At 44.8% G+C, this 20,453-nt stretch carries 20 protein-coding genes and 1 pseudogene; 14 read left to right on the forward strand and 7 right to left on the reverse strand.

The features are described from left to right. The first annotated feature begins 256 nt into the window (after positions 1 to 256). The 4 genes from GVN20_RS18290 to GVN20_RS18305 all read left to right on the forward strand — a co-directional run bounded on the left by GVN20_RS18290 (position 257) and on the right by GVN20_RS18305 (position 5,182). Positions 257 to 1,774, forward strand: coding sequence for a hypothetical protein (locus tag GVN20_RS18290; protein WP_166559727.1), 1,518 nt, complete (start codon positions 257 to 259; stop codon positions 1,772 to 1,774). 94 nt (positions 1,775 to 1,868) lie between these two features. Beyond that, positions 1,869 to 2,249: a hypothetical protein gene (locus GVN20_RS18295; RefSeq protein WP_166559728.1), complete on the forward strand. Its 381-nt coding sequence runs from the start codon at positions 1,869 to 1,871 to the stop codon at positions 2,247 to 2,249. 4 nt (positions 2,250 to 2,253) lie between these two features. Continuing rightward, a complete protein-coding gene (locus GVN20_RS18300) occupies positions 2,254 to 3,072 on the forward strand; it encodes an SDR family oxidoreductase (protein WP_166559729.1) in 819 nt (272 codons plus the stop codon). Between the two features lie 34 nt (positions 3,073 to 3,106). Beyond that, positions 3,107 to 5,182: a PKD domain-containing protein gene (locus tag GVN20_RS18305; RefSeq protein WP_166559730.1), complete on the forward strand. Its 2,076-nt coding sequence runs from the start codon at positions 3,107 to 3,109 to the stop codon at positions 5,180 to 5,182. A gap of 84 nt (positions 5,183 to 5,266) precedes the next feature. Here the strand turns inward: GVN20_RS18305 and GVN20_RS18310 are convergent, their stop codons facing one another. Further along, positions 5,267 to 5,995: an NrtR DNA-binding winged helix domain-containing protein gene (locus tag GVN20_RS18310; protein ID WP_166559731.1), complete on the reverse strand. Its 729-nt coding sequence runs from the start codon at positions 5,993 to 5,995 to the stop codon at positions 5,267 to 5,269. Between the two features lie 186 nt (positions 5,996 to 6,181). On the opposite strand from GVN20_RS18310, the gene GVN20_RS18315 reads away from it, so the two are divergent. From GVN20_RS18315 to GVN20_RS18345, 7 genes and pseudogenes are all read left to right on the forward strand, one after another. After that, positions 6,182 to 6,571, forward strand: a complete 390-nt coding sequence (locus GVN20_RS18315; RefSeq protein WP_166559732.1) for a hypothetical protein — start codon at positions 6,182 to 6,184, stop codon at positions 6,569 to 6,571. Positions 6,572 to 6,814: 243 nt separating this feature from the next. Further along, positions 6,815 to 7,033 (forward strand): sugar-binding domain-containing protein, encoded by a 219-nt coding sequence (locus GVN20_RS30140; RefSeq protein ID WP_409033842.1) that lies wholly within the window; start codon positions 6,815 to 6,817, stop codon positions 7,031 to 7,033. Then, a complete protein-coding gene (locus GVN20_RS18325) occupies positions 7,017 to 7,256 on the forward strand; it encodes a hypothetical protein (protein ID WP_166559733.1) in 240 nt (79 codons plus the stop codon). The genes GVN20_RS30140 and GVN20_RS18325 overlap by 17 nt, the downstream gene beginning before the upstream one ends. Before the next feature lie 35 nt (positions 7,257 to 7,291). After that, entirely contained in the window at positions 7,292 to 7,462 is a 171-nt protein-coding gene (locus GVN20_RS18330; protein WP_229599111.1) for a DUF4982 domain-containing protein, read from the forward strand. Between the two features lie 12 nt (positions 7,463 to 7,474). Beyond that, positions 7,475 to 7,828: pseudogene (locus GVN20_RS18335) on the forward strand (hypothetical protein); the annotation flags it as partial. Between the two features lie 31 nt (positions 7,829 to 7,859). Beyond that, positions 7,860 to 8,321 carry a (2Fe-2S)-binding protein gene (locus GVN20_RS18340; RefSeq protein ID WP_166559736.1) on the forward strand — a complete coding sequence of 154 codons (462 nt, stop codon included), beginning with the start codon at positions 7,860 to 7,862 and terminating at the stop codon, positions 8,319 to 8,321. 9 nt (positions 8,322 to 8,330) lie between these two features. After that, positions 8,331 to 10,469 carry a molybdopterin cofactor-binding domain-containing protein gene (locus GVN20_RS18345; protein WP_166559737.1) on the forward strand — a complete coding sequence of 713 codons (2,139 nt, stop codon included), beginning with the start codon at positions 8,331 to 8,333 and terminating at the stop codon, positions 10,467 to 10,469. A 262-nt stretch (positions 10,470 to 10,731) separates the two neighbouring features. Here GVN20_RS18345 and GVN20_RS18350 read toward each other — a convergent pair whose 3' ends face one another. After that, positions 10,732 to 11,427, reverse strand: coding sequence for a DUF421 domain-containing protein (locus GVN20_RS18350; protein WP_166559738.1), 696 nt, complete (start codon positions 11,425 to 11,427; stop codon positions 10,732 to 10,734). Between the two features lie 373 nt (positions 11,428 to 11,800). Between GVN20_RS18350 and GVN20_RS18355 the strand changes: the two genes are divergently transcribed. After that, entirely contained in the window at positions 11,801 to 12,673 is an 873-nt protein-coding gene (locus GVN20_RS18355; protein ID WP_166559739.1) for a metallophosphoesterase, read from the forward strand. Positions 12,674 to 12,732: 59 nt separating this feature from the next. Here GVN20_RS18355 and GVN20_RS18360 read toward each other — a convergent pair whose 3' ends face one another. Continuing rightward, positions 12,733 to 12,969 carry a hypothetical protein gene (locus GVN20_RS18360; protein ID WP_166559740.1) on the reverse strand — a complete coding sequence of 79 codons (237 nt, stop codon included), beginning with the start codon at positions 12,967 to 12,969 and terminating at the stop codon, positions 12,733 to 12,735. 148 nt (positions 12,970 to 13,117) lie between these two features. Between GVN20_RS18360 and GVN20_RS18365 the strand changes: the two genes are divergently transcribed. After that, positions 13,118 to 16,738, forward strand: coding sequence for an alpha-L-rhamnosidase (locus GVN20_RS18365; protein ID WP_166559741.1), 3,621 nt, complete (start codon positions 13,118 to 13,120; stop codon positions 16,736 to 16,738). A 75-nt stretch (positions 16,739 to 16,813) separates the two neighbouring features. Here the strand turns inward: GVN20_RS18365 and GVN20_RS18370 are convergent, their stop codons facing one another. The 4 genes from GVN20_RS18370 to GVN20_RS18385 all read right to left on the reverse strand — a co-directional run bounded on the left by GVN20_RS18370 (position 16,814) and on the right by GVN20_RS18385 (position 19,891). Next, on the reverse strand, positions 16,814 to 17,428 hold the full coding sequence (locus tag GVN20_RS18370; protein ID WP_166559742.1) for an NADPH-dependent F420 reductase: 615 nt from the start codon (positions 17,426 to 17,428) through the stop codon (positions 16,814 to 16,816). A gap of 80 nt (positions 17,429 to 17,508) precedes the next feature. Beyond that, a complete protein-coding gene (locus GVN20_RS18375) occupies positions 17,509 to 18,447 on the reverse strand; it encodes a bestrophin family protein (RefSeq protein WP_166559743.1) in 939 nt (312 codons plus the stop codon). Between the two features lie 6 nt (positions 18,448 to 18,453). Next, positions 18,454 to 19,107 (reverse strand): hypothetical protein, encoded by a 654-nt coding sequence (locus GVN20_RS18380; RefSeq protein ID WP_166559744.1) that lies wholly within the window; start codon positions 19,105 to 19,107, stop codon positions 18,454 to 18,456. 19 nt (positions 19,108 to 19,126) lie between these two features. Beyond that, positions 19,127 to 19,891, reverse strand: a complete 765-nt coding sequence (locus GVN20_RS18385; RefSeq protein ID WP_166559745.1) for a type 1 glutamine amidotransferase domain-containing protein — start codon at positions 19,889 to 19,891, stop codon at positions 19,127 to 19,129. Positions 19,892 to 20,021: 130 nt separating this feature from the next. Here GVN20_RS18385 and GVN20_RS18390 point away from each other — a divergent pair, with 130 nt between their 5' ends. Beyond that, positions 20,022 to 20,366, forward strand: coding sequence for a helix-turn-helix domain-containing protein (locus tag GVN20_RS18390; RefSeq protein ID WP_166559746.1), 345 nt, complete (start codon positions 20,022 to 20,024; stop codon positions 20,364 to 20,366). Positions 20,367 to 20,453 lie beyond the last annotated feature (87 nt).

Below are 20,453 nucleotides of genomic sequence, written 5' to 3' on the forward strand. Positions count from 1 at the left end.
TGGATATTATAACCACAATGGTCTGTTGTGATGTGCAAATTTGTGCATTTAGCCACGCTGAATCTACGATTTGTGGTGTTTTATAAAAATGCCCAATCAATGAAGGAAAAACAGCCTCAATTATAATTGCATTGCAAAGGTATATAATTGAATAAAAATTATTGTATAAAAAATATACAATAACAAAACTTTGTTTACCTTTGTCTTGTCAATCACTAATAATCAGCCTTTTGTGTAAGCATTAACCTTTATGGCGATGAGAAAAATACAATTTTATCTTTTGGTAACTTTTCTTGCTTATTTCCCTTTTCCTGGCTTTGTACGAGAAACTTTTGCGCAAAACAAACTCAATCTGACGCAAATGGGCCTGATTGGAAAGGTTGACGAACGGTACCAATCATTTAACGTGGAGATGTGTGAGGTGATTGGCGGGGATTTTTGGATACCTTATGAGTTAATAGACTCGGTAAGAAAACATTCTAATAAAAAGGGAATTGATGCCCTCAAATGGAAAATCGAGCCCATCAATTTGTCTCAGAAAAAGCTACGTAATTTGGCGGCTGCCTTAGGGCCAACGTATGTGAGGGTAAGCGGTACGTGGGCTAATGCCGTCTATTTTCAAAACAATGACGAAGCCAAGTTAGCCAGCCCACCTGCGGGTTTTAAGAATATTCTTACCCGTCAGCAGTGGAAAGGGGTGGTAGATTTTTGCAAGGCTGTGGATGGTAAATTGGTAAGTTCATTTCCGATTAGTGATGGAATTAGAGATAAAGACGGAAACTGGACCCCAACGCAGATAAAATCTATTTTGGACTATACACGCTCCATAGGAGGGGAAATAGCCGCCGCTGAACTGTTCAACGAACCTTCACACGCCTCTCATGGCGATGCGCCCAAAGGCTACAACGGTGCACGATTTGCGAAAGATTTTGCGGCTTTTAGCGCTTTTGCCGCCGAAGCCGCCCCTAAAATGAAAATCATTGGCCCGGGCTCTACGGGCGAAGGCATACTCCCCTCGGGGTTGGACCTATCGGTGGATGAGCTATTGTCGGCCACCCCCAAACCCACTTTTGAAGTATTTACGTACCACTATTATGGCACGGTATCAAGGCGTTGTATGGGTGGACAAAAGCCCGAAAATGCCCTCTCTGCCGAATGGCTGAGCAGAACCGAAAAAGGACTGGAATTTTATCAAAACGCCCGAGATAAATACGTGCCCAATGCGCCCATCTGGCTCACCGAGACCGCCGAAGCCGCTTGTGGGGGCAATCCTTGGGCCGCTACCTACCTTGATAGCTTCCGATACTTAGAACAGTTGGGTCGATTGGCCAAAAAAGGGGTTCAGGTGGTGATGCACAATACCCTCGCTCGTAGCGAATACGCTTTATTAGACCATGATACCCACAATCCCAGACCCAACTACTGGGCGGCGTTGCTTTGGAGCCGGTTGATGGGGACGCAAGTATATGAAGCTGGAAGTATTGCTCCAGGGGTTGATATTTTTGCCCATAACTTAAAAAATAAATCGAATAGCAGAGCAATCCTGATTTTAAACACCAACGAAACGGAGGCATCGCTCAATATTCCCGCAAATGCGAACCAATATTTAATGACGGCAGATGAGCTGATGACTAAAAAAGTAAAACTGAATGGAAAAGAACTGATGCTTACCCCAAAAGATGAAGTACCCGTCTTAGTTGGTAAAAAGGTAAAAGCAGGCGTAGTAAAATTGCCTGCCCACAGCATTCTGTTTCTTACGTTTGAAAAATTATAAAATGCTGGTTGTGAGAAGAAAAGTTGACTTCAAAAACTTCAATTGATTATTTTAAACATAAACTGACCGTGGCGACGGGACAAACGCAGAAACAATGAAAAAAGCAAATCTCTTTTTTATCGTACTTTTCTTAGGAGTAATTACGGAAGTATTTTCTCAAACTACTCCGTCAACTGATTTCTTTGCTGGGAAATGGGAAATCGCACTGGCTGGAACACCCATGGGAGATGTAAAATTTACCACAAATCTTGTTCGTAAAGAGGGGAAACTGGCGGGTGAGTTGGCGAGGGCAGATGATCCAACTGCGGGAAAACGTCCAATCACCAAAATAGAAGAAACCGACAAAGTATTGAAAATATACTTTGAGTCTCAGCAGGGTGGAGAAATCTCCATTGACTTAGAGAAAGTGGATGATAACAATCTCAAAGGAAAGTTGATGGATTTTGAAGCTACTGCCAAAAGAATAAAGGACTAAGATAATGCAAGTAGCCAACAAAACAATCGTAATTACGGGTGCTGGAAGTGGCATTGGTAGAGAATTGACCCTGTTATTATTGCAAAAGCAAGCCAATGTCGCAGGTGTAGACATTCACGCTGATGCCCTTGCTGAAACCCAAAAAATAGCGGATGTTGGCGACGACCGTTTTAAAGGTTTTGTGATGGATATTACCGATAAAGCGAAAGTAGATGCTTTGCCGGCAGAAGTAATCAGACACTTTGGCTCAGTAGATGGCATCATCAACAATGCAGGAATCATTCAGAAATTTATTGCCGTCAATGACCTGACCATCGAAGATATCCACCGAGTGATGAACGTGAATTTTTATGGAACGGTTTACCTGACCAAAGCCTTTCTGCCTTTGTTTTTAGAACGTCCCGAAGCCCACATTCTGAATATTTCGAGCATGGGAGGATTCATCCCCTTTCCAAAACAAACCATTTATGGGGCGGCAAAAGCGGCGGTGAAAATCTTTACCGAAGGGCTTTATGCCGAGCTCAAAGATACAAATGTGCGCGTTACGGTGGTTCATCCAGGGGCAGTTGCGACCAACATCACCGAAAACTCAGGTTTGGGCAAGCCTAAAATAGACCCAAACGACCCTAAGAATGCCAGTGCCGCCGCTAAAATGACACTTTCGCCCAGAAAAGCCGCCGAAATCATCATTCGGGCCATGGAGAAAAACAAGTTTAGAGTAACGGTAGGAAAAGATGCCACAATGCTCGACATTCTCTACCGATTCAACCCACGATTTGCTACCAATTTCATCGGCAAAATGATGAAAAAAGTGGGGATGTAATTCGTAAAATTCCAAGAAAGAAACCATCAAATCTATGAAAAAGGCATTATTCTACCTGTTTTTCTGTACAATAGGTATCGGGAAAACCTTGGCTCAAACTCAAAGTGCCGTAGCAAAAGATACTCTCTTCAATAAACCCTATATTGATGCTGACGAATGGCGGGAAAAACCCGTCAGACATCGCTATGTCCACGGGGGTTTCAAAGGAACGAGCACTCGTTTTTCGTTTTATATGCCTTCAAAAGAACAATACCAAGGGCGTTTTTATCAATACATTACCCCTGTTCCAGATAGCGAAACGCTTTCACAAGGGGCAACGGGTGAGGAAGATAAAATTGGCTTTTCGATAGCGAGCGGAGCGTATTTTATTGAAACCAACGGAGGAGGTATAACCGACCCTGCCGCAGGTTTTGGAAAAGATGCCTTGATTGGTGCTTTTAAAGCCAATGCGGCGGCGGCCCATTATTCAAGAGTGGTTGCTGCCCAAATGTACGGTCAGCACCGCCCATTCGGCTATTGTTTTGGCGGTAGCGGTGGGGCTTACCGTACCATCGGGAGCATTGAAAATACCGACGCTTGGGACGGAGCTGTGCCTTACGTAGTGGGCTCGCCTGTAGCGATTCCCAACGTATTTTCGGTGCGGATGCACGCCATGCGGATATTGAAAGACAAGTTTCCACAAATCATTGATGCCGTCGAACCGGGCGGAAGCGGTGATATGTATGCGGGCCTTAATGCCGAAGAAAAGGACGCCCTGCTGGAAGTAACAAAAATGGGTTTTCCACCCAAAGCGTGGTTTGGCTACAAATCAATGGGTATTCATGGCTTTGCGGCACTGTATCAGGGCATGACGATGGCTGATGCTAAGTATTTCGATGAATTTTGGAAAGTGCCGGGGTATTTTGGAGCGAAGCCTTCTGAATCATTGTTGAAGGCTCGTATTCAACAAGTTTCCAAAATAAAAACGGGTATTTCTGCCGAAGAAGCCGTCAAAATGGGATTATCTATGTGGAACATGGCTGGACAAGCGCGTGGTACTGCCGATGCTGCGTGGCAAAAACAACTTGAAAATGGCGATAAACTACCCGTTGCTTTTCAATTGGAAGATGTTTTGCAAAAAGTTGATTTTCTTGGTGGTGACTTGATAATAAAAACGGGTAAAGCCGCTGGTAAAAAATTGTTTATCTCACAAATAGTGGACGATAAAGTCATATTTGGAGGGGCCGACCCCAAAGTGATTGCCGATATTAGGGCAGGTGACGAAGTACAGGTTGACAATTCTAATTTTCTGGCGGCTCAAACCTATCATAGGCATCAAGTACCGGGCAAAGAATACACGGTTTGGAATCAGTTTCGTGATGCTGAGGGCAAGCCTATCTATCCGCAACGCCCGATGCAATTAGGGCCCTCTTTTACGAGAGCAGCTTCTGGTGTATTGCCCAAAGGCCAATTCAAAGGCAAGGTAATTCTGCTCGAATCGTTGTGGGATCGGGAGGCATTTCCTTGGCAAGCCGACTGGTATCATAATAAAGTTAAAGAAAATTTGGGCGATAGTACCGACCATCATTTCAGAGTTTGGTTTACCGACCACGCCCTTCATGGCGATAATACCAGACAGGAGGACCCAACCCGTACCGTAAGCTACCTTGGCGTGCTGCAACAAGCATTGCGTGATATAAGTGCATGGGCTGAAAAGGGTATTGTTCCGCCCGCTAATACCACTTATAAAATCGAAGATGGACAGGTAATTGTTCCGGCATCAGCTGCCGAGCGAAAAGGTATTCAGCCAACAATGAACGTAAAAGTAAATGGTAAAGACCGTGCCGATATAAGCAAAGGCAAGTCGGTTACGTTTACTGCCACTGTTGAAGTACCCCCAAATGCAGGCTCGATAGTTTCGGCAGAATGGGATTTTGAGGGAGAAGGCACTTTTCTGGTGGTTGAAAAATTGAAATCGGCAAAGCAAATAAACCTAAAAACAACCCATACATTCTCGAAATCAGGGACTTATTTCCCCACGTTGCGGGTGGCTTCCCAACGTGAGGGTGATAGCAAAACCCCTTTTGCCCGTGTTCAAAACTTAGGTCGGGTACGGGTGGTGGTTAAGTAGAGTAGAAAAAAAAACAAATTTACGCCGTTGGCGGTGTGCTTGCCGCCAACATTTTCTTTAAAAACACCTGCAAAGGCAAAAAACTCATTTCCTAAACCGATACAAATACGGCGCTTTGTTTGAGGCTCCCGTGTATTTTTTCTCCAAACGTTCCAATACATTCAAATCCAAAATTTTCTTCTGGAAATTATTACGGGCGTATTCTTTTTCAAAAATGGTTTCGTACAAATCTTGAACTTCCTTCATGGTAAAAGTTTCGGGAAGCAGATTCAGCACAATGATATTGTTATCAAGATTGAGTCGTAAGGATTCTAGGGCTTTTTCAATCATTTCACTGTGATCCATCATCATAGTTGGTAGCTCATGGATGTTGTACCACTCTATAGACTCGTCTAAGGCGGTTTTGATGGGCGTAACTTTGCTGAGATCCACCAACGCGTAGTAACCTAAAGAAATAAATCTGCGGGTGAGCCACTCAAAATCTGCCTTTGATAAAGCAATGTCGCCCACAAAATGCTCTTGGTTCAGCTCAATCATGTGCTCCAAGAATTTCTTGTTAGTTCTATTTGCCTGACCAAAGTTTTTGAAATGCGTTAGAAATATGTTTGAAATCCCCGTTCGCTCTTCCAAAATCCGATGCGCAGCCTCATCAATCCCTTCTTTTTGGAGAATAAAGCCGCTTGGTAGCGAATAAAAGTCGCCTTTAAAATTCAACTTCGTAATTAATACTTTAAGCTCTCTTTCTTGGTAGCCAAATATCACACAGTCAATAGCAAGCTGGGATATATAGTCTTGGTTAGCGAATAAATTCATCTGAAAATCCAAGTAATGGTTTTAGCAAAGTTACTTTTCATCCTTAAAAAACACCATTCGTCAGTTATAATTATTCAAAGATATAATAGTTAAATCTTTTATTGTCTATTTATTTAGACAATAAAAGAATCTACCTACATTTGTTTAGAAATTTTAAAACAACCGTGGCGACGTTCCGCAAAACAAATGAAAAAAGCAAGCCTCCTACTTATCCTAGCATTCTTCGGAATCGCACTCCAAGGTTTTTCACAAGCCGCTACCGCCGCTGCCCCAACCAGTGACGTTTATACAGGCAAATGGGAAATGTTAATTATTGGCACACCCAACGGTGATGCTACACTCACTACTGTTTTGGTTCGAAAAGAGGGAAAGTTGACGGGTACAATTATCCCCAAAGCGAGCGATCAAAAGGAAGAAATTAAGATTTCAAACATTGAAGAAGCCGATGGAAAAATTACCCTTTACTTTACGATTCAAGATTATGATGTCAATGTTTTGTTAGAAAAAGTAGATGATGAAAATCTGAAAGGTTCACTGATGAATATGTTTGATGTGAAGGCAAAAAGAGTGAAATAATTGAAACTTTGCCACGAATCATTTGTGCGTTCGTGGCAAAAATAAAACAAAATGAGAAATTGTATTTTGCTCATAATCAGTTTTTTGCTCTTTTTTAAGTCGGCTTTTTCTCAAATAAAAGCAGGCCGAAATCAATCTTTTGATGCCAATTAGAAATTCAAAAAAGGCAACGAAATTGATGCAAAAGCCGCTAATTTCAATGATGCCTATTGGCGAAAATTAGATATACCCCACGATTGGAGTATCGAAGATTTAGCCGATACGCCCAACGAAAGTATCATTGGGCCATCCAGTCTGGATCCCTTCTACAAAAAAGCCGTTGGAAAAAATGCCACTGCCTTTACAGTGGGCGCAACAGCCTGGTATCGTGAGACTTTTACGATGGACAAAACTACCGCAGGTAAAAAGGTTTTTATTCAATTCGATGGCGTGTACATGAATGCTGATGTTTGGCTCATATGATTTGACGGCTCATTTGAATCCTATTGGTAAAGAAAATGTAATAGCCGTTCAAGTAAAAAACGAAGGTGATAATTCACGTTGGTACGCAGGCTCCGGTATTTATCGTCATGTGTGGGTGAGCGTGGTTAATGCTACACATATCGAAAATTATTGGGATGTTCAAATAGTTTCAAGCAAGGTTTCGGAGCAATGCCGGGGCATGAAAAAGACTCTTTACAAGTGAGGGTTTTTACGCGATGCCATAAAGTGAAATTGGAATTGAACGGTAAGATTATTGCCGAACAAAATCTGGAGAAAGGGTCAATTATTGGAACGTTTAAAGTGCCTTATACCGCAGGGAAATTAGTGGGACGTTGTTATGACGGGGATAAAGAAGTCGCTTCACAAACCCTCACAACGGCTGGAAAACCAGTGGCTATTCGCTTATAAGCAGATAGAAAGACCATCAAAGCCAATAGAAATGACTTGGCTTATATCAGCGTAGAAATCGTGGATGAAGCAGGAAATGTTGTACCAAACATAGATGATGTTTTGGTCAAATACCAAATCTCTGTTAATGGTAGCATCGCAGGTGTAGGGAATGACAATCCAAGAGATATGAGCAGTTTCCAAAAGCCCGAAAAAACAGTATTCCAAGGCAGAGGCTTGGTTATTGTTCGCCCGACTGAAAAAGCGAAAAAAATTACTCTAAAAGCTAAATCGGAAGGGTTAAAAGGTGGGTTTTTGACGTTTAAAAACCCGTTAAGAATAGGTAGTTTGTACGGTATATATCTCGGTTTACTGGCTTTTTTATAAATCAAAGTCAAACCGAGAACGTGACCGTAAAATGGCTAACTACACCTTACAAATCAATAACAAAAACTACCGCGTGGATGTCGAAGAAGATACTCCGTTGTTGTGGGTGCTCCGTGATAATCTTGGTTTGGTAGGCACCAAGTATGGCTGCGGCATTGCGCAGTGTGGAGCCTGTACCGTGCATTTGAATGGCATAGCCGTGCGCTCCTGCGTGTTGCCCGTTTCGGCGATTGGCACTAAAAAAATCACTACCATCGAGGGTTTATCGGCCAATGGAGAGCACCCAGTGCAAAAAGCTTGGTCTGAACTTGACGTTCCTCAGTGCGGGTATTGCCAAGCGGGTCAGATGATGACTGCGGCGGCATTTCTTAGCAAAAATCCCAAACCATCTTTCGAGCAAATCGAAGAAGCCATGAACGGCAACATCTGTCGTTGTGGAACCTATCACCGTATCCGTGAAGCCGTAGCTCTTGCCGCCACCAAACGCAAATAACCACACATCATGTCAACGAAATCAACGAGAAGAGATTTTATTAAGGCTTCGGCCATGGCTGGCGGAGGTTTTTTGCTGAGTTTTCGGTGGACCGACGCGCTGGCGGCTCCGCTCCCAGAAAGTGCCGCAGGGGAGGTGTCGTTTAACAGTTACCTTTCTATTTCTCCCGATAATGTAATCACCATTTTGTCGCCCAATCCCGAAGTGGGGCAAAACATCAAAACGTCTTTTCCGATGATTGTGGCCGAAGAACTGGATGCCGATTGGAAAAATGTAAAAGTGGTGCAGGCCAATTTGGATACGCAAAAATTCAACCGTCAGGCCACGGCAGGAAGCGGTGCCATGCAGCATTCATGGGATCGACTGCGCAAAGCTGGGGCTACCGCTCGCCTGATGTTGATGGAAGCGGCCGCCAAACGCTGGAATGTTTCATCGGCAACGTTGACCACCGAAAACGGGTTTGTGTGGCACAAAGAAAGCGGGCGTAAGCTCAACTACGGGGCATTGGCCACTGAAGCGGCGACGGTGGCGGTTCCGACCGAGGTAAAATTCAAAGAGAAAAAGGACTATAAATTGATTGGCAAGCCCATTCACAACGTCGACAACGCGGAGATGATTATGGGTAAGCCGTTGTATGGCTTGGACGTTTACCGCGACGGAATGTTGCTGGCCATGATTGAACGGCCTCCGTTTGGGACCAAAATAAAATCAGCGGATGTGACTGCGGCTAAGGCCATGCCAGGCATTGTCGATGTAGTTGTTTTTAAAGACAAAGTGGCGGTTTTGGGTAAGTCCACGTGGCAGGTAACCAAAGCCAGGAAATTACTGAAAGTTGAATATGAGCCAGATGGTGCGGTGGAAAGTACGACCGACCACGACCGTTTGATGAAACAACTATTGGACAAACAGGACGTAAAACCCTCGCGCAAAGACGGCGATGTGGATGCCATCTTTAAAACCGCCGCCAAGGTGATTACTCGCGAATACCAAGCGCCGTTTTTGTCTCACGCTTGCATGGAGCCGATGAATTTCTTTGCCCATGTGCGAAGCGATGGCGTTGAATTGATTGGCCCAGCCCAATTGCCCGAAGATACCCGAAAAAATGTAGCTAAACTGCTGGGCGTAGAACTTGAAAAAGTGACGCTGGAAATGACGCGCATGGGCGGTGGCTTTGGACGTAGGCAGCGCTCCGACTATTCGATGGAGGCGGCCGAGCTGTCAAGCCTCTTGAAAGCCCCCGTCAAAGTAATGTGGACCCGGGAAGATGATATGCGGGGCGGACAATACCGACCGGCAATGCGCTACCGTTTTCAGGCAGCCTTGGATGCCGAAGGAAATTGGATTGGGTATAGAATGCGCGGGGTAGGCGTCAACTCTGGCAACAGCACGCGACCTGATCATTTTCCGGCGGGAGCCGTGCCTAATTTTTTAGTGGATTCCGTTGACCATAAATCACCCGTAACGACGAGTCCGTGGCGAGCACCTTCGGAGAATTTTCTGGGCTTTGCCGAGCAGTCTTTTTTTGACGAAATAGCCACTGCGGCCAACCGAGACCCCATCGAATACCGACTGTCGTACCTTGATAAAGCCCAAAAAACGCCCGTAGGAGCGGTAAAATACGATATTGACCGCATGAAGGGCGTCATTGAACTGGTGGCTGAAAAATCAGGTTGGGGCAAAAACAAAAAGGTATTTCAAGGATTTAGTGCTTATTTTTCGCACGGCTCGTACATTGCGCAGGTGGCTGAGATTGAAATGCAGAATGGCAATCCCGTATTGCGAAAAATGGTTGCCGCGGTAGATTGCGGCGTAGTTGTGAACCTAAGCGGAGCGTACCAACAGGTAAAGGGCGGCATCATCGACGGCTTGGGGCACGCTCTGTACGGCGAAGTAACCCTCAAAGAAGGCGTACCCGACCAAAAAAACTTTGATACCTACCGCTTGATACGCATGAAAGAAATCCCCGACGTAGAAGTGTATTTTGTGGACAGCGCCATCAATCCAACGGGACTCGGTGAGCCGGCTCTTCCGCCAGCAGCGGCGGCTTTGGCCAATGCCTTCTTTAAAGCCACGGGAAAACGACTTTACAATCAGCCTTTCTCGAAGGAAGAGGCGATGAAAGGGGTCAATCTTGGTCAAAGCAGTTAGGATATATCATTCTGCCGAAGTTGGTGTTTTTCACCAACTTCAGAGGGGTTTGTCGGTAAAAACACCACTAAGAGCGAAATAATTGTATCTCTTTTATTTATTCTGCCGAAGTTGGTGTTTTCACCAATTTCAGAGTTTTTGGCGGTGAAAACACCATCAAGGGCGAAACCCGGAAAATTGTATTCCTTGATAGACGGACGCTCCCACCATCAGGCATTTAAAAATGACAGCGCCTGTTTTATTCAATGGTTTTGACTTGATCTTAGTTAATCCGTTTTTTATTGCTGGCCTTCACCCATTTGTGTTTTTTACAGGTCGGACAGATTTTCTTTGCTGTGGGAGTTAATTTGGCCGTATAGCCGCAAAAACTGCAGGCATAATGTCCGGCCTCCGAGATTCGCTCGGTAGAAGTGTCCAATACCGACGGCATCACTGGGAGTCCGTATTTTACTTTATCGTCTTCATAAAAAAAAAGGCTGATTTCGCCGGAGGTTTCTACGATGGCTTCCTCAACTTGTCCCAAATGAGAAACACTTTGCAGGCGCAGTTCCGAAAAGAACTCATCTTCTCCCAAGGCTTCCTTCCTGAAATTTTCAATGGAAAATACACCGTCTTTGATCAAACAGATGGGTTTGCCTTCTACCAAAAGTTCAAATTTCTTATTTTGACCAATAAAGTACGTTACAACCTTGTACAAAATAATGACGATGACAAATACAATCAACGCAGGCAGTATTCCTACGTCATTGTACAGCATCGGGTCGCCGGCGGCCGAGCCCAACCCGATAATAACTACCAGCTCAAAGACCGATAATTGCTTCACTCCACGTTTGCCAAGCAATCGAAGGCCCGTCAGAAGTACAAGGAACATGATGGCCGTACGCAGGGAGGCTTCTATCAAAAAATGCCAATCTTCGGACCCCAAGAGGAGTTCTTTCCAATCAATTAGACCATGCATAGAAAATGTGTTTAAGGGTGTGACAAGGGAACTGTAAGTAACCGTCGGTTAGTTCCTTTACTTTATACTGCCTGTTTTCTACGATGTGCCGGCAATCCGATTTCCTTCCCGTAGTCTGTGTCCTCACAGACTCACTAAGCCTAATGATCATACCTCACTCCAAATAAAATTGGGGCAAAAACCGCCAAATCCTATTTGTGTATATACTTTAGGTGGAGACACAGACCACGGATTAGGCGTGCTATTTGTAGAACCGGGGTGATAATCGCGGAATTAAGTGCAGCACACCGAAATAATTGTATCTCTTTGATTTATCTAACGCAATAGCCTGAACCGTGCTTTTTTCAGTTGTAACTTTAAACATCGTAATTCCATGATAAAACACTTTTTACTTGTTTTGTTTTTCTGTTTCTGTTTGGAAACGGTTTCGGCCCAAAACGGAAACTTTTCCTTCGTATTTATGACTGATATGCATCTGCGCCCCGACCCCGTCGTAGAAAAAGCATTCAATAAAGTAGTACAACGAATAGAGCAAATAAAACCTGACTTTGTACTTTCGGGTGGAGACCAGATTTTTGACATTATGCGAGGGAATCGAGCAAAAGGAGATTCTCTTTTTACCTATTACCTCAGTCAGACTCGTAGATTTAAAGTTCCCGTTTATAATTGCGTAGGAAACCACGACCTCTTTGGAATATACGAGGAAAGCCCAGAGGATTCGTCACATCCTGACTATAAACTGGGAATGTTTAAGCGATATTTTGGTGATCCCTACTATTCATTTGACCACAAAGGATGGCATTTCATAGTCTTAAACGTTCTGGATGTAGATAACTATAAGTACATTGGGAGAGTGGATGAAGGTCAGTTAAAATGGATAAAAAATGATCTCAGTTCCGTAAAACCTGAAACCCCCGTGGTGGTGGTCGCCCATATTCCTTTGGTTACAACTTACCATGACTTGTATCCTCCTCAAAACGGCTATCTCTCTCAGCCCCCAGTCTCTAACCGTAATGAAGTCTTAACCCTTTTTAAAGACCATAACCTCAAGTTTGTTCTTCAAGGACACATTCACTGGTTTGAGGACTTAAATATAGCGGGAAAAACCCACTACATAACTGGTGGGTCCATCGCTGGACGACCATCTTGGCGCGGTAATACACATGGTTCCAGGGGCTTTTTGAAATTTAATGTATCTGGTGGCGAGGCTACCTATGAGTTTGTATCGTACGAGGATAAAGACTAACTCATGTGAAATAGAAGGAGGATAAACATAAGTCGCAGCGCGGCGTACTATTTGTAGCGTTATTTAGGAGGATGTTCGCCGATGGCAATTAGGGCGCGTCTAAGGTTTATTAATGGCCAGCGATTCAGTTCTAAGACTTCGATAGTTGCTCGTCCGATAGCTGTTTTGCCCATAATTTTCTGCCGAAGTTGGTGTTTTTTGCCAAATTCAGTGAGCTTAGCGGTGAAAATACCACCAAGAGTGATAACCTCCATTTCTAAAATTTCAACGTTGCCGAGGTGGGTGTATGCACCCACCTCTTTTTATTGTCTCACTCTGAGTCAATAGTGGGATTGTACAGGATACGGATAGTATAAAATTGTTATTCTTTTGAATTTACAAAAGAATTCTTTCCCATCTATTCATTGATAACGCCCTTCTCATCTCTGAAATCATCAAAAACCTATGAAGAAATTCTACTTTATTCTCTTATTGCTGACCGCCCTGATTGCTCCCGTTTTTGCGGGTGTGTCCATCATCAATCTAAGCGTGGATTATCAGGAAAAACCTTTGGGGATTGACATTGCTAATCCGCATTTTAGTTGGCAAATGAAGGCCTTGGATGCCAAACGGGGGTATGCCCAAAAGGCCTATCAAATCGTGGTGACCGAGGCTAATAATCAAGTGGTTTGGGATTCTAAAAAAGTCAATTCCGATATTTCGCATGGTATCCAATACGCGGGCACTCCGCTAAAAGCTACCACGCGTTACACTTGGAAAGTGACGGTTTGGGACAATGCAAACGCTACTGTATCAAGCAGTTCTTGGTTCGAAACGGGCCTAATGAACCCAAGTATCACCGCGTGGTCGGGGGCGCGGTGGATAGGCGGCGGTGAGGATGACTTGGTGTTTTATTCGCATTATCTGTCGGTATTCAAATTTGAATACGGTATTCAGCTCGATAAAGCTACGAATTCGACCAAAGCGTCGTTTTTGTTTGGCGGAAACGATAAGCGGTTGATGAAAAAAGCCTTGAATCTAATGGGCGTTGAAACGGGTGATAATCAAAGCTATATCGCGTTTGAGTTGGACATTTCGGGCGTAAATGATTCTCCCGAAGGACTGGCGAAATTGCATATTTATCGGGTTGGCTACACGCTCGACGACAAAGCAGAAATCCCCTTTAAAAGCCTGGAGATTCCGCAGAAACTCATCAATAATGCCAACAAATACGAAAAGCACAAGGTATTTGCCGACTGTAATTTTGGGTTGTTTGAGCTGTACATTGATGGAAGAGAAAACGATAACAAACTGAAAGAAAAAACAACGGGCCCAGCGGCGGGAGGGGGCTTTGGTGCGCGAGGTATTAACCTAAATCCCGTCGGTAGTGGTAACAACTACATCAGTTTTCCGATGTTGGCCGATATTGGTTTTGGGGTTGGGAACGGTCAAACGGTGCATTTTTCGGAAGTAACCGTCAAAAACTACCGTTTTCCTTCCAACGCTTTATTTACTGAAAAACTTAATTCGGCATCTTATTCGGGCATTTTCAAATCGCCTAATCTGACGGTTGAAAATGGCGCTTATAAAATCAAAGGCAATGCCCTAATTTTGGCTAATCCGAGCAAAAACGCGGCGCCAATGCTCAGGACAACCTTTTCGACGCAGGCAAAACCCATCAAAAATGCCCGTTTGTACGTAACGGCGCGCGGGATTTATGAGATGTATCTGAACGGCCAGCGGGTGAGCAACGATTATTTTAATCCGGGGCTGACGCAGTACAACAAAAACCACATGTACCAAACCTATGACGTGACGGCTGCGGTGAAACACGGCACAAAAAACGCCATCGGGGCTTGGTTGAGCGAGGGTTGGTGGAGCGGAAACATCACGTTTAGCGGTGAAAGCTGGAATTTTTTCGGCGACCGTCAATCGCTTTTGAGTAAATTAGTGATTACGTATTCCGATGGTTCTGAGCAAATTATCACCTCCAATCCTACAGATTGGAAACTCTTTACTGACGGCCCCGTTCGCTACGGAAGTTTCTTCCAGGGGGAGGTCTATGATGCGGGCAAAGAAGCCTTGATAAAAGATTGGTCGCTGGCTTCGTACAATGATAATGGTTGGAAAGCAGCGGTAGAAGTGCCGCTGGAGGGTACGGCGTATGTGGGGACTTTTACCGATGCGATGGGTAGAAAGTCGTCGCTGGAGTACAACGATTTCAAGCTCATCGGGCAAATGGGCGACAATGCAAGCGTCGTCAAAACCCTCACGGCCCGCAGCGTGGAAGAAGTGAGACCCAAGGTGTATGTGTACGACATGGGCCAAAACATGGTGGGTGTACCGCAGATTCAGATTAAAAACGGCAAAAAAGGACAGGAGATTATTCTGCGCTATGCCGAAGTAAAATACCCGAATCTGCCTGATTATAAGGGGAATGAAGGAATGGTAATGATGGAAAATATCCGCGCAGCCCTTACCCAAGATACCTATATTCTGAAAGGCGGCGACGAAACCATTCAGCCCCGGTTTACTTTTCACGGCTATCGTTATGTCGAAATCACGGGCATCGACCAAGCGGTTCCTGCGGCTTCGGTCAAAGGCTTGGTAATCAGTTCAATTACGGGCCTTTCGTCAAGCTATGAAACCTCCAACGAGTTGGTCAATAAACTTTGGCAAAACATTACGTGGTCGTTGCGCAGCAATTTCCTTTCTATTCCTACCGATACCCCCGCCCGCAACGAGCGCATGGGCTGGAGCGGCGATATTTCGGTGTTTTCGCGCAGCGCTACTTATTTGACCCATTCCGATTTGTTTCTCCGTCGTCATCTCTTGGCCATGCGCGACGTGCAGGCCGAAAGCGGCCGTTTTACCGACGTCGCTCCCATGGGCGGTGGTTTTGGCGGAACCCTCTGGGGCAGCGCGGGTATCGTGGTTGCTTGGGAAACGTATCGACAATACGGCGATGTGCAGCTGCTAAAAGAGCATTATGACGCTATGAAAAAGTACGTAGCGTTTTTGGAAACCAAAGTAGAAAAGGCAACGGGTATTCTGAACGAAGGGCCGCTGGGCGACTGGTTGAGTCCCGAAAATGGTAAAAATGACAATACGCTTTTCTGGATGGCCTATTATGCCTACGACTTGGAAATCATGGCGAAAGTGGCGACCATTCTGGGAAAAACCGAAGAAGCGGCCAATTTTATGACGCAGCACAACGCCGTCAAAGCGAAGTTTAACGAGGTGTACGTGGATAAAACTACGCACCGCACCGTCAAGTCGGGTGTAAGGGCGGCTCGCATGGGCCCTCCCGGTCAGCAGCAGGCTGAGCAAAAATCCGACAAAGGGCAACTCATGGATACACAGGCATCCTATGCCATTCCGTTGGCGTTGGGGATGTTCAACGAAGAAAATAAGCCCTTCGCGGTAAAGTACCTCAACGAAGCCATTCAGCGAAAAAACAAAGACGATGGAGGCATTGAGCGTCCTGAGTACTCACTGATGACGGGATTCATCGGCACGGCCTCCATTTCCGAAGCCCTGTCTGAAAACGGCAACCACGACATGGCTTACCGATTGTTGCAACAAAGAAATTATCCTTCGTGGTTATATTCGGTGGTCAACGGCGCAACGTCGATTTGGGAGCGCCTCAACTCGTACACCGTCGAAAATGGATTTGGAGGCAACAACAGCATGAACTCCTTCAACCACTATTCATTTGGCGCCGTGGCGTCGTGGATGTACAATTACTCGTTGGGTATTCAACGCCACCCCGCAAGCGCTGCTTTCAAACAAATTGTGCTAAAACCGACGCCCGACCCAGATAAGGTAATGACTTTTGCCAAAGGCTATTATGATTCTGTTTATGGTAAAATCAGCAGTGAATGGAAATGGGAAAACGGCAAATGGACTTATAAAACTACCCTGCCGCCCAACACGTCGGCTACCTTGTATTTACCCACAAAAAGCACGGCTCAAATCACGGAAAGTGGGAAAAGCATTGCCCAATGGAAAGGCGTGAAGCAAGAAAATGGGAGCGTGATTATCCCCTTGGTTTCGGGAAGTTATACTTTTGAAATAAAAGAATAAGGTGGTTTTTGGTTTCAGCATGAGGGTCGTGAACACGAACACATACGCCTCATGCTGACCCCAAGGAGAAAATCATTACCGCTTTACCACCCGAAAAGCAATTGCCCGCCCTTGCCCTTGCATGGTAGCGAGGTTGATCCACGAAAGGGCAAATTGTTCTAATAACAACACTTTGTTACCTTTTCCAAAATCCCAGCAATAGCCAAAACCCGCGTCAATCGCAAGCTGGTAAGCAGTTTGTTTGGCTTCGGCGTGGTCGCCTGCCATAAACATATCTATTTTTTCGCCATCATAAACAGGATTCAAAATATTTTCAAAACCCGTTGAATTGAAGCACTTGACCACATTTGCGGCTGTTTTATCGGTCAAAGCGTGATAAACGGTTTCGTAGGGTGCAGGTTTATGACGCACGGTGTTGGTCGCATCAATCAATATTTTATTCGATACGTCCCCCATTTGTTCGATGATGTCAAAAATGGCCGTTGGCGGTGTGGCAATCAAAATCACGTCTGATTGTTTGACCGCAAACGAGATATTGGTAAACTTATCTTCGCCAATTTTGGTGGCGAGCCGAATGTTTTTTTCGCTCAATGGAAATTTTGCGCCAATCAAAACGTGGTGACCCGCCTTAATCCATTGTAGTGCTAATGCACCACCGACATTTCCAGAACCAATAATGGCTATTTTCATGATTTTAGTAGTATTTGATGCAATCGTTGTCTGGCCATTTATGCAAATTTAAAGGCCCAATCAACATAAAATTGAGTTGTTCAGAATAAAAAACCATCTTGCGGGCCATGTTTGGGCGGCAAGACGCTTTCGCCCAGCATTTCTTTCAAGTCCCGCTCAATCGTATTGCTCATTGCCGACATCGGTATATCGGTGATGCGGTTTTCAAAAGGGTCCTCGTTTACTTCGCCGACTTTCCCCATCACACCAAACACAAAGGCGACCAAAATGCTAAGGGGAATCATCAAGGCAGGAGCGCCCATTTTTGAGAAATCTGTAATCAGTGCAAACGGCAATATTGCCATGAAAACCCATAAAAAGAGTTTGGTAAAAAAATGGTATTGCCGCAGCAAGGGTGTGTTTTTGATGCGCTCGCAAGCCCCTTGAAAATTGTTGAAACCCGCCAAAGTAGGTTCCAAACTGATGTTGTCGAATGCCCCCAAAATCTCCATTTTCATTCCGTCTTTGATACGTTTGCCTTGTACAAACAGCAAATAATTGGGAATGTTTTGCTTCTGAACGGCGTGTTCAAATTCTTCTTTTGGGAGCAAATGTTTTAGTTCGTCCAGCGATTTTTGACCTCGTAGGTGCAAGCGCAAAGCGTGCGTAAAAGCAATTTGACGATAAACCATTCCTTTTTTGTAGTCGTTGATTTGCTCAGCACTTACCTTACCACTTGACAAAGCGCTATCGGCATTGGCAATGATTTGTCGGGCAAAAATACGGCTGTTGTTGATGATGTTCCCCCACACCGTGCGGGCTTCCCACCAGCGGTTATAGGAATTGTTGTTGCGAAAAGCCAAGAAAATCGCCAAGGCACTGCCCAAAATAGCCGCCAACGAAAACGGTATACTGATTTTCCCCAAAGGCTGATTGTGATACAAAAAATAAACAGCCGTGGACAAAAAAGTAGAAGCTGCCAATTCCCAGCGCATATAGCGTACGACAGCGATAGGATTGAATATCTTTCTTATAATCATGCGCTTTCAAAATTCGTGACGAATGAATAAACCAGTATTTTGGGTAGTGGTGTAGCTTTTTCGTCCCGCCGCCGACAAATCGCTGCCCAGACCCAACTGCCAGTCTGCTTTTTTCAAACTCAAACGCAGGCGTTGGGCAAAACTAAAATCGGTTGTTTGGTCCGTTGGCAAGGCATTTATGAGTTCAATTTGACTGAACAAATGCCATTTTTTGTTCAATGATGGGGTGTAGCGCAAGAGCAAAAATAAATCAATATCTGGCTTGCTTTCTAACGCTACAACCGACCAACCAAACACCGTGAGTGTTGCAGACATATGGGCGTATTGAATACCAGTTTTTGCAAACGTGCCTCTATTCAATACCTGCCCGACCAACACAGGCGCAAAACCTTTGAACGAAGGATGATTGTACGAAAAAGCTTCTGTAAAGCCAAATTGCGGCAAATTGCTCGTTGCTTTTTGTTTATAATCAACCACTGCTCGCTCTCGTGTAAAAAAAAGAAAGTGACTATTTTGACCTTCTTTGTTTTTGAAGAACTTAAAAAACATCATGTCAAAACTCGCTTTTTTGTCGCCACCGAACACTTCCACTGGAATTTGAGCTTGCACCATGCTTACCCACAACAACAGGACGATGATGCTCAAAAGTTTAGGGTTCATTGGACAATAGGTGAGAATGCTATTTGTCCAGCATTTTGACCAACAACTCGGCCGCTGCTGCCCCTGAATTTTGTTGTTGCCCCGTAATCAAATTACCGTCAGCAATGGCGTAAGCCGAAAAGGGGGGAGCCACTTTGAACGTTGTGTCTTCGATTTTCCGGGCCTCGTTTTCGATGCGGTAAGGTTGGATTTTTTGCCCCACGGCTTGGTCGGCAAATTCTTCTTCAGCATCGGCAAAGCCTGTCCACGTTTTGCCTTTAACAATCAGTTGGCCATCTGATTTTTGGGCTTCCAAAAGCAGGGCCGTTGAATGGCAAACAGCAGCGCTTGGCTTGCCACTTTCGTAGAAGGTAGCAAAGAGTTTTTCCAAGTCCTTGTTGCCCCGGTAGGTATACATTGGGCCTTGACCGCCCACCAAAAAGATAGCAACGTAGTCTTTAACTTCGACTTCGGTGAGTTTTGGGGTATTTTCGAGCAGTTCGTTAAACCACGCTTGCTGCATATAGCCCAACGAAATGACGTCGTGTGCCGAATAACCGCTTGGGTCAGTGGGGTTGGAGTAGGTGTCCATCATCAATTTACCCCCCTCCGTAGAAACCAACTCTACCTCGTAGCCCGCCTCTTGAAACACCCGAAGCGGATGGGTCAACTCGGCCGCCCAAAAGCCAATGGGCCAGCCTGTTTGTTGGGAAATTGAGGGTGAGCTTGCCACCATAAGGATCTTGCCCTTTGTAGGTGCTCCGTGAAAATGTACATAGGATTGAACTTCTGTGATTGCACTCATTTTTGACGATTGTTAAATTTATTGAAATGATGCTGCAAATTTTAATTCTATACCTACTTTTGCCAAGAGTATCACCAAAAAGTGTGATACATACTTTTTAGTTAGTGTTTGACAATCAACCGTTTATGGTATGCCTGATTTTATTTTTAAAGGGAAAGTCTACTACAACCCTGTTCAATTGGTGATGGAACAGATCGGGGGCGTGTGGAAAATGCCGATTCTGTGGCGACTGCAATACCATACCATGCGCTACGGTGAGTTGCGGAATGACATACCGCACATATCTGATAAAATGCTTACCACACAACTTCGGGAGTTGGAAGAAGATGGCTATGTACACCGACAAGTTTATGCCGTTGTACCGCCCAAAACAGAATATTCGCTGACGGAGAAAGGAAGGGAAGTCATACCGCTAATAACCCAAATAAGGGAGTATGGAAACCAACTAATTGAAAAAGAAAATAGAAAACTATAAAACAACGCATTGCTGCAGACGCGTGGTTAAGTCCACTCACAAAAGGTGAACGGCGAGTATGTGGCAGTGCCACCAATATTGTAGGTA

Source organism: Runella sp. CRIBMP (genome assembly GCF_009905605.1).
In the GTDB taxonomy this organism is placed as follows: domain Bacteria; phylum Bacteroidota; class Bacteroidia; order Cytophagales; family Spirosomataceae; genus Runella.